Origin of the sequence: Marinobacter santoriniensis NKSG1, assembly GCF_000347775.1 — a bacterium.
Lineage (GTDB): Bacteria > Pseudomonadota > Gammaproteobacteria > Pseudomonadales > Oleiphilaceae > Marinobacter > Marinobacter santoriniensis.
Genome location: NZ_APAT01000020.1, coordinates 23,398 through 32,828, shown reverse-complemented (window position 1 = coordinate 32,828; position 9,431 = coordinate 23,398). Strand labels below are relative to the sequence as shown.

10 protein-coding genes are annotated in these 9,431 nt (G+C 59.7%); 8 read left to right on the top strand and 2 right to left on the bottom strand.

Translation table 11 applies throughout. The features are described from left to right. Positions 1-81: 81 nt before the first annotated feature. On the bottom strand, positions 82-714 hold the full coding sequence (rsmD, locus tag MSNKSG1_RS13365; protein WP_040886935.1) for a 16S rRNA (guanine(966)-N(2))-methyltransferase RsmD: 633 nt from the start codon (positions 712-714) through the stop codon (positions 82-84). A 182-nt stretch (positions 715-896) separates the two neighbouring features. Here rsmD and ftsY point away from each other — a divergent pair, with 182 nt between their 5' ends. The 8 genes from ftsY (at position 897) to MSNKSG1_RS13325 (ending at position 9,054) form a co-directional block, all read left to right on the top strand. Next, the gene (ftsY, locus tag MSNKSG1_RS13360) at positions 897-2,093 is read left to right on the top strand and encodes a signal recognition particle-docking protein FtsY (protein ID WP_008939813.1); all 1,197 of its coding nucleotides are present in this window, start codon (positions 897-899) and stop codon (positions 2,091-2,093) included. Positions 2,094-2,124: 31 nt separating this feature from the next. Next, positions 2,125-2,826 carry a cell division ATP-binding protein FtsE gene (gene ftsE / locus MSNKSG1_RS13355; protein WP_008939812.1) on the top strand — a complete coding sequence of 234 codons (702 nt, stop codon included), beginning with the start codon at positions 2,125-2,127 and terminating at the stop codon, positions 2,824-2,826. Further along, the gene (ftsX, locus tag MSNKSG1_RS13350) at positions 2,816-3,820 is read left to right on the top strand and encodes a permease-like cell division protein FtsX (protein ID WP_008939811.1); all 1,005 of its coding nucleotides are present in this window, start codon (positions 2,816-2,818) and stop codon (positions 3,818-3,820) included. The genes ftsE and ftsX overlap by 11 nt, the downstream gene beginning before the upstream one ends. A 193-nt stretch (positions 3,821-4,013) precedes the next feature. Further along, complete coding sequence (gene rpoH, locus MSNKSG1_RS13345) at positions 4,014-4,874, top strand: RNA polymerase sigma factor RpoH (protein ID WP_008939810.1); 861 nt, start codon at positions 4,014-4,016, stop codon at positions 4,872-4,874. 237 nt (positions 4,875-5,111) lie between these two features. Continuing rightward, entirely contained in the window at positions 5,112-6,026 is a 915-nt protein-coding gene (locus MSNKSG1_RS13340) for an NAD(P)-dependent oxidoreductase (RefSeq protein ID WP_008939809.1), read from the top strand. Between the two features lie 2 nt (positions 6,027-6,028). Continuing rightward, on the top strand, positions 6,029-6,808 hold the full coding sequence (hyi, locus tag MSNKSG1_RS13335) for a hydroxypyruvate isomerase (RefSeq protein WP_008939808.1): 780 nt from the start codon (positions 6,029-6,031) through the stop codon (positions 6,806-6,808). 103 nt (positions 6,809-6,911) lie between these two features. Next, on the top strand, positions 6,912-7,592 hold the full coding sequence (locus MSNKSG1_RS13330; RefSeq protein ID WP_008939807.1) for a winged helix-turn-helix domain-containing protein: 681 nt from the start codon (positions 6,912-6,914) through the stop codon (positions 7,590-7,592). After that, on the top strand, positions 7,579-9,054 hold the full coding sequence (locus tag MSNKSG1_RS13325; protein ID WP_008939806.1) for a HAMP domain-containing sensor histidine kinase: 1,476 nt from the start codon (positions 7,579-7,581) through the stop codon (positions 9,052-9,054). The genes MSNKSG1_RS13330 and MSNKSG1_RS13325 overlap by 14 nt, the downstream gene beginning before the upstream one ends. Here MSNKSG1_RS13325 and MSNKSG1_RS13320 read toward each other — a convergent pair whose 3' ends face one another. Further along, positions 9,055-9,336 carry a hypothetical protein gene (locus MSNKSG1_RS13320; RefSeq protein WP_040886937.1) on the bottom strand — a complete coding sequence of 94 codons (282 nt, stop codon included), beginning with the start codon at positions 9,334-9,336 and terminating at the stop codon, positions 9,055-9,057. Between the last annotated feature and the right edge of the window lie 95 nt (positions 9,337-9,431).

Sequence of the window (9,431 nt, the reverse complement as noted above, 5' to 3'; positions counted from 1 at the left end):
GAACCGCCCGGTGCGGACCCGCATGCCGGGTGGTGTGGGAGGGGCGGAGCCTTATGGCTCCCCCCTATCCCGATTGGCGGGTCAGTCATCGCGCCCGGTCACGCGAAACAGGCAATAGGTCACCTGCCCGGCGCTTTTTTCCCGGTGTAGCTGCCAGTGCGATGGCACTGCCGGTGCCGCGCGCTCGCTTTCGTGTTCCACATACACCCAACCGCCGGGTTTGATCCATTGCTGCTCATCCAGCAGTGGGAGCAGTCGTTCCAGCCAGCCCTGACGAAATGGCGGATCCATGAACACGATGTCGACCGGCGGCCGCTGTCGTGTTGCCAGGTAATGCGTCACATCATCACAAACCACCTCGCCCCGGTCGGACTTCAGCAGACGCAGGTTCTCCCGGAGTGCCCTGGCCAGTGCCGGCGTATGGTCAACCAGGGTAGCGGTTCCGGCGCCCCTCGACAGAGCCTCCAGGCCCAGGGCCCCGGAACCGGCGAACAGGTCCAGGCAATCTGCGCCTGCCAGTTGGTAATTCAGCCAGTTGAATAGGGTTTCACGGGTGCGCGCGGGTGTTGGCCGGACGCCGCCGGCATCCGGAAACCGGAGCTTGCGGCTGCGCCAGTCACCGCCGATGATCCGAAGCTCACCCATGCTGGACGCGCTGTCAGTGCGGGGCGCTGGAGGGCGTGAGCGGCGGTTCGCGGGGTTTCGTCGGGCCATAGGCTGCTCCGGTCAGGCGGTTCGGCAACGGGGTTGTCTGGATTGGTGAGGTTCACTGCCGGACTATGGTACCGGAAAGCCGGGCCGGGCCGATAATGTGGCGGCCCTCGCTTAGGCGAGCCAGTCTGATAGAATGTCGGCTTTCATTTTCGCCCCGCCCAACTCAGACAGATGGTAAGACTATGACGGCAGAGTGGATTTCTATCGGCCTTCTGGCCCTTCTCGTGCTCATTTTTGCGCTGGACATTGCCAGTAATCGAAAGCGGGTGCCAAGGCCAAAAGCGGTCCCCCAGCGCAAGCCGGAGGTCGCCCGTGGTCCGGCGCCGGCCGCCGAACCCGAGCAGAAGGAGGAGCCTGAAGCTCCTGCCGTCAAAGAACCTGAAGCGCCTGCGACGCAGCCGCAACCGGAGGCGGCGCAAGCAGAACCAGAGCCCGCGGCACCTGCCCCGGAGCCTGAGCCTCAGGTCAGTGTTTTCGAACGCATCAAGAAAGGTCTGGGGAAAACCCGCGCGAGTCTGACCGGAGGTCTGGCCGACCTGTTTTCCGTCGGCAAAAAGATCGACGAGGACCTTCTTGAAGAAATCGAGACCACACTTTTGATGGCGGATGTCGGCGTTACCGCCACGTCAGAGATCATTGAGTCGCTGACGGACAAGCTCGAGCGCAATCAGTTGAAAGACGGTGAGGCCCTGCGCAAGGCCCTGCGGGAACAACTGCACGGTTTGCTGAAGGACGTAACTCGCCCGCTGGAAATCGACACAGCCTGTAAGCCTTACGTGATCCTGATGGTGGGTGTAAACGGTGTGGGCAAAACCACCACCATCGGCAAGCTGACGAAGAAATTCCAGGCCGAAGGCAAATCCGTGATGCTTGCCGCCGGCGATACCTTCCGGGCTGCAGCAGTAGAGCAGTTACAGGTCTGGGGTGAGCGCAATGACGTGCCGGTGGTGGCGCAGGAGACCGGTGCCGACAGTGCCTCGGTAATCTTCGATGCCATCCAGTCAGCGCAGTCTCGTGGTACCGATGTGGTCATCGCCGATACGGCGGGCCGGCTGCAGAACAAGGACAACCTCATGAACGAGCTTGAAAAGGTTGTCCGTGTCATGAAGAAGCTGGATGACAGTGCCCCTCACGAGGTGATGCTGGTTCTGGACGCCGGCACCGGCCAGAATGCGCTCAGCCAGGCCCAGGTCTTCCAGCAGGCGGTCGGTGTCAGTGGCATTACATTGACGAAACTGGACGGCACCGCCAAAGGCGGTATCGTATTCGCCATTGCCCGTCAGTTGCAGTTGCCGATTCGCTTCATCGGTGTCGGTGAGCAGGCCGAGGATCTTCGGAGTTTCGATGCCGAAACCTTTGTTGATGCCCTGTTTGACTGATGTTGCGTCTCATCGGGAGTAGTTGCCGGCCATGATCGAATTCCGCCAGGTCACCAAGCGCTATGACAGCGATCATACTGCGCTGGCTCAGGTCAATTTTGCCCTGAACCGGGGTGAGCTGGCGTTTCTGACCGGCCACTCCGGGGCCGGAAAGAGTACCCTTCTGAAGCTGATCATGGTGATGGAGCGCCCCACTGCGGGTGAGGTCATTGTTGGTGGCCAGCAGCTGAACAGCCTGCCGCGCCGACAGATTCCCTACATCCGACGCCACATCGGCGTGGTGTTCCAGAATCACCAGCTGCTGTTTGACCGAACGGTCTTCGACAACGTCGCCATGCCCCTGGAAGTGATGGGCGCGTCGCCCAGGGATACAGGCCGTCGTGTGCGGGCGGCGCTGGATAAGGTGGGGCTGCTCAGCAAGGAAAAAATGAATCCGATCCAGCTTTCAGGCGGTGAGCAGCAACGGGTGGGTATCGCCCGTGCGGTGGTCAACAAGCCCCCGGTTCTGCTGGCGGATGAGCCCACCGGTAACCTCGACCCGGAGCTGTCGGCGGACATCATGAACCTGTTCACCCAGTTCAGTCAGGTGGGGGTCACCGTGCTGATCGCCACCCACGACATAGCCCTGGTGAACGAGATGCAGCGACGGACGTTGACGCTGGAGCACGGGCGTCTGGTTGCCGGAGGCGCAGCGCTGGTGGGACAACCTCCGGGAGGTGTCAGTGGCCACTGACCCACGTCGCAAGACTGAATCCGGCCGGGGAGCCGCCAGTCATTCGTCTCCCTGGAAGGAACAGGCGCGCAGTTATCTGGATCACCACCGAAAGATCGGCAGAGACAGCGCCCAACGGCTCTGGCGTGCGCCGGTTGCGAGCCTGATGACCTGGATGGTCATGGGGGTCGCCCTGGCATTGCCGGTCGCGCTGCTGTTATTGCTGGCCAGTCTGGAGGGCGTCAGTGCCGGCTGGGAAAGCAGCGCCCGCGTGACTGCTTACCTGGATCTGGACGTGCCTCTGGAAGATGCCCAGGCCCTGGCGAAAAAGATCGACGCCGATGGCCGGGTGGCCGAGGTTCAACTGATCGATCGAGAGCAGGCCCTGGAGGAATTCCGTGCTTCTTCGGGGCTTGAGGACGCACTCGACTATCTTGGCGAGAATCCGCTGCCGCACACCCTGCTGATCACCCCGGAAGAACGTAGCCGTTCGGCGGCGGGCGTTGAAGCCTTGGTAACCTTTGTGAAGGGGATGGAAGGCGTGGAGCGGGTGCAGGTCGATCTGGGGTGGCTGCAACGCCTCAATGCGATGACCGATCTGCTCTCCAGGGCGGTCTGGGCCCTGGCGATACTGCTGGCCGCTGCCGTGATTCTGGTGATCGGAAATACCGTTCGACTGGCGATTGAAAGCCGCCGGGATGAAATCCTTGTAGCCAAGCTTGTGGGCGGCACCGACGCCTTTGTACGCAGGCCCTTTCTATACACGGGTGCGTGGTACGGATTGGGGGGCGGTCTGGTGGCGTGTCTGTTGCTGGAATCGGCGCTGTGGTGGCTCAGTGGCCCCATCGAGCGGCTCGCGGGGCTCTATCGGAGCGATTTTTCCCTGATGGGGTTGGGCATGGACGGCGCACTGACGTTGATTATTGTTGCAATGGTGCTAGGCTGGCTTGGCGCATGGGTCGCTGTGAAGCGTCATCTGGATGACATTGAACCCGGCGAAATTGCCGGAGGGTGATCCGGATTGCGGGAAAACCGTATGGAAAAGACAGCTTTCGTTGCCGTAGTTTGGAAAGCTAAGAAAACAGCGTGAATTTTCCAGGTAGTTGATTAAAAACGTTTTACTGGAAAATTCGGGAACTTTTCAGGTTCTTGGCGGTCTTAATAGAGTGTTGATATATTTAAAGGCCGTTGGGGTCGGAGGTAAGTGAATGGGTACGAGTTTACAACTGGTTGACAGACTGGTTCCGGGTGCCAATCTCGAGTCTTACATCCAGGCTGCGAGCCGCATTCCTGTGCTCACAGTGGATGAAGAAAAGGAGCTGGCAGAACGGCTCCACTATGAAGGCGATGTAGAGGCCGCCCGTCAGCTTGTACTTTCTCATCTGCGTTTCGTGATTCACATCGCCCGGAGTTATTCCGGTTACGGCCTGGCTCAGGCGGATCTGATCCAGGAAGGTAACGTGGGCCTCATGAAGGCGGTGAAGCGGTTCAATCCGGAGTACGGGGTACGCCTCGTGTCCTTTGCGGTTCACTGGATCAAGGCCGAGATTCACGAGTTCATTCTGCGTAACTGGCGCATCGTGAAGGTGGCCACCACCAAGGCCCAGCGCAAGCTGTTCTTCAATCTGCGCAGTCAGAAGAAGAAGCTGGCGTGGCTGAACCACGAGGAACTCCAGGCCGTCGCGGCTGACCTTGGGGTTGAACCCCGGGTCGTGCGCGAGATGGAAGGTCGTCTGGCCTCTCAGGATACGGCCTTTGACGGCCCGATGGACGATGACGACGACAACGCCTACCAGGCGCCGGCCTACTATCTGGAAGACCGTCGCAGCGATCCGGCCACTCAGCTGGAAAACGCCGATTGGTCCGAGGATTCCAACGGTCGCCTGATGCAGGCTCTGGAAAGCCTGGATGAGCGTAGTCAGGACATCCTGCGGGAGCGTTGGCTGACAGACAGCAAGTCCACGCTGCATGAACTGGCGGATAAATACGGCGTGTCTGCTGAGCGAATTCGCCAGCTTGAAAAGAACGCCATGAAGAAGATCAAGGCGAAGATGGCCGAAGCGGCCTGATTCGTCCTCTGTCCGAGACAGATAAACGCCACCACCGTTCGCGGTTGGTGGCGTTTTTGTTTGTATAATCGATAATCTTTACATTTCCGGGAGGAAGCGATCGGGAGGCTTTTGCCAAAACACGCTCCTTGCGGCACGTCCATGTGACGCTTGAGCTTCGCCATCCATGGCTCCGCACAGTTTTGGCAAAAGCCTCCCGATCGCTTCTCGTACATTTGGTGTTAAGGCCAACAGATCATGACCTCGAATTACCCCCATATAGCTTTTCTTGGCATCGGCCTGATGGGCGCCCCCATGGCCCGCAACCTGCTTGATGCGGGCTTTTCGATGACCCTCTGGAACAGGACCGCCAGCAAGTGTGACCCGTTTGCCGGAGAGGCGACCGTTGCCAAATCACCCGCCGAGGCAGTGGCAGACGCTGACGTGGTCATTACCATGCTGGAGAACAGCGATGTGGTGGAGCAGGTGTTGGTGGGGCAGGGAACCATCGACGCCCTCAAGCCCGGTGCACTGGTGATCGACATGAGTTCGGTCCAGCCGTCACTGGCCAGGCGCCATGCGGAATTGGCTGCCAGACAGGAGGCGGGATACGTCGATGCGCCGGTGTCCGGTGGTACCGTGGGTGCGGCGGAGGCCCGCCTGAGCATTATGGCAGGTGGTTCGGAATCGGATATCGAACGGGCCCGACCGGTATTCGATGCACTGGGTAAATGCACGCATATTGGTCCGGTCGGTGCCGGTCAGCTGGCCAAGCTGGCGAACCAGGCTATCGTGGGTATTACCATCGGTGCAGTCTCTGAAGCGCTGCTGCTGGCGGCGAAAGGCGGTGCTGATCCGGCTGCGGTTCGTGAAGCCTTGTTGGGTGGCTTTGCCAGTAGCCGAATCCTGGAATTGCACGGGCAACGCATGATCGACCGGGATTTTGCGCCAGGCGCGCCCGCCCGTATTCAGCTCAAGGATATGCGGATGATTCTGGACGAAGCACGCGCTGAAGGCCTGACGCTGCCGCTTGCCCAGCAGACCCATAATGAATACCAGTCACTGATCGCCAATGGCCACAGCGACGTGGACCATAGTGGTCTGTTGCTGGAGCTGGAACACCTCAACGGAACCCTCCTCGGCTCTCTGGGCCGCGGCCCCAAGGAGTCATAATCATGCCCCGTTTTGCTGCCAACCTGTCGATGCTGTTCACGGAAGTGGATTTCATGGAGCGCTTTGCCAGAGCCCGGGAAGCCGGCTTTGAGGGCGTGGAATACCTGTTTCCCTATGCCTGGCCGGCGGCCGACATTGCCCGGGAGCTGGAAGCCCATAACCTGACCCAGGTGCTGTTCAATCTGCCGCCGGGAGACTGGGACGCAGGCGAGCGGGGTATTGCCTGCCTTCCGGACCGGGTCGAGGAGTTTCGCGCCGGTGTCGATCAGGCCATCAACTATGCCCGGGCGCTGGGCTGTCGGCAGGTGAATTGTCTGGCGGGGTTGAAGCCGTTGAACCTCGAGGAGGAGGTGGCGTGGGAAACACTGGTGTCGAACGTGCAGTACGCCGCTGACAGGCTCGAAGCCGAAGGCATCACCCTTTGCCTGGAGGCTATCAACTCCCGGGTCGACATGCCCCGATTCTTCCTGGATACCTCCGGTAAGGTGCTTGCTCTCATCGACGAAGTGGACTCCGCCAACGTCCGGCTTCAGTATGATCTGTACCATATGCAGATCATGGAGGGCGACCTGATCCGCACGATGGAGTGTCTGTTGCCGTGGATCGGGCATATCCAGTTTGCCGACAATCCGGGGCGCCACGAACCCGGGACGGGAGAGATTAACTTTTCGAATGTTTTCGCCGCAATTGATCGGATGGACTACGATGGCTGGGTAAGTGCGGAGTACCGGCCTACCGGTGACACAGGGGCGTCTCTGGCGTGGTTTTCCGGGGGTATGTGACCGTCGCCGAAGGCGACACCCTCTTACAAGATCGTAACTGGCCGGCGTATGGGTATCTCCGTAACCTTGCAGTTAATGTTTTCCGCTATCAGGAGGGACACCGGTGAAAGCACTGGTAATCGAAGACGATAAGGACGTAGCCAACTACCTGTTGAAGGGATTGAAAGAATCCGACTTCGTGGTTGACCATGCCGCCGACGGCAAGGAAGGCATGATGATGGCGGCCAGCGAAGACTACGACATCATGATCGTCGACCGGATGCTGCCGGGTATGGACGGCTTGTCCATCATCAAAACCGTTCGGGCGACTGGCAACCAGACCCCGGTCCTGATCCTCAGTGCACTGGGTGATGTGGACGACCGGGTAGAAGGTCTGCGCGGCGGCGGGGACGATTACCTCACCAAGCCGTTCTCGTTTACCGAATTGCTTGCCCGGATCGAATCGCTGATTCGCCGTCACCGGCAGGCGGCGGAGACTGAAACAGTCCTTCGCGTCGCCGACCTGGAAATGGATCTGCTGGCCCGAACCGTCAAACGCGCGGGCAAGAACATCGATGTTCAGCCCCGGGAATTCCGGCTGCTGGAGTACCTGATGCGCAATGCCGGCCAGGTTGTGACCCGGACCATGCTGCTGGAGAAAGTCTGGGACTATCATTTTGATCCCCAGACCAACGTCATCGACGTTCACATCAGTCGCCTGCGGGCCAAGATCGACAAGGAATTCGAAACACCCTTGCTGCAGACCATCCGGGGTGCAGGATACATGCTGCGTGAAACTGCTTAGTCAGCTCAGAACCTCTTCCTTTCAGCTGGCCCTGCTGTACATGGTGGTGTTCGCCACCTCGGTATTTCTGTTACTGGCCTTTATCTACTGGCGTACAGCGGGGTTCATGACCGCCCAGACCGATGAAACCATCGAGGCCGAAATTGCCGGCCTTGCCGAACAGTATCGGGGGCGGGGCGTGAATGGCCTGATCACCATCATCCGGGAACGGGTAACCCGTGATCCCAACGCCAAATCCATCTATCTCCTGACCACCGACGATTTCCTGAAACTGGCCGGTAATATTGACTCCTGGCCTGAAGGCGCCCGTTCCGAGAGCGGCTGGATCAATTTTACCCTGGACGAATCGGTCGGCTGGACTGGCCCCAAGCGCCTCGCCCGGGCCCGGATTTTCGAGGTTCAGGGCGGTTTGCGTCTGCTGGTGGGCCGTGACGTGGACGAACTCACCAACCTCAAGCGAGTGATTGAAACCGCGATCAACTGGGGCATGGGTATCACCCTGGCGCTCGCCCTTCTCGGCGGCTTCTTGATGAGCCGCAGTACCACGCGACGTATCGAGGTGATCAACAACACCTCCAGACGGATCATGAACGGGCATCTGTCTTTGCGGATTCCCACCCGCGGAACCGAAGACGATTTCGACCAGTTGGCGGAAAACCTCAATCAGATGCTGGACCGGATTGTCTATCTGATGGAGGGTATTCGTCATGTCTCCGACAGCATCGCCCACGACCTGCGAACCCCGCTGACCCGTCTTCGGAACCAGCTTGAGAGCACCTTGATCACGGTTGATGATGAAGAGGCTCGCGACCACGTCGGGCAGGCAGTTGCCGAGGCCGATCAGCTCCTGGCGACCTTCAACGCGCTGTTGCGCATTGCCAGGCTGGAAACCCGGGGCAACGCGGCCGACATGAAAGTGGTCTCCCTGGATGAACTGGTCAGCGATGCCTGTGAATTGTACGAGGCCGTGGCCGAAGACAAGGAACAATCTTTCGAGCAGAGCGTGGAGCAGGGCGTTATGATCGAAGGCGATCGGGATTTGCTGTTCCAGATGGTCAGCAACCTGATCGACAACGCCATCAAGTACACACCGGAGCACGGACGTATCGGGGTGGCCGTACGCCGCGAGGGCAACGACGCGATCTTTGAGGTTCAGGACAGCGGTATCGGTATACCCGATGATGAAAAGGACCAGGTATTCCAGCGTTTCTACCGGGTCGGGAAAAGCCGGTCACTGCCGGGCAACGGTCTGGGGTTGAGTCTGGTGAGTGCGGTGGCGGAAATCCACCAGGGCCGGATTATTCTGACAGATACCTATCCGGGCGAGGCCAAGCCCGGGCTGACCGTGACGATCCGGATGCCCGCCTATACCGGGGAGAGTAAACGGATCAAGGCAACCCAGGCGGAACTGCCGGCGTCTACCGCGCCGTCCAGGCCGACGGCAGACGCCCCGGAAACCTGATTACTGGCTGGCCCGGAAACGGTTGAACTGGTTGCGGATGGGGCCGAGGACCGAATCTGCCCGGGCCTCCACTTCCAGGGCCAGGTGCTCGAACTGCGAGCGACGGCGATCCACCTTTGCCTGCAGGCTGTCCCATTCTCCTTCCCAATGCTTCTGCTCAGCGAACAGGAACGCTGCGAGATTATGCCGGTTGATGCGACTGGTAACGCCCAGCTGGTCCAGCCGGAATCCCAGGGAGTCGACGCCGTCCAGCGTCAGTTGCAGCAGTTTTTGAGTGTTCATGGTCGGATCTCCATTCATGCATCCGGATGACGAAATTTTGATTAAGACCATAGCCCCATCCTTCTAGGCAACTCAACCTAATTTCTGTGCCGTTC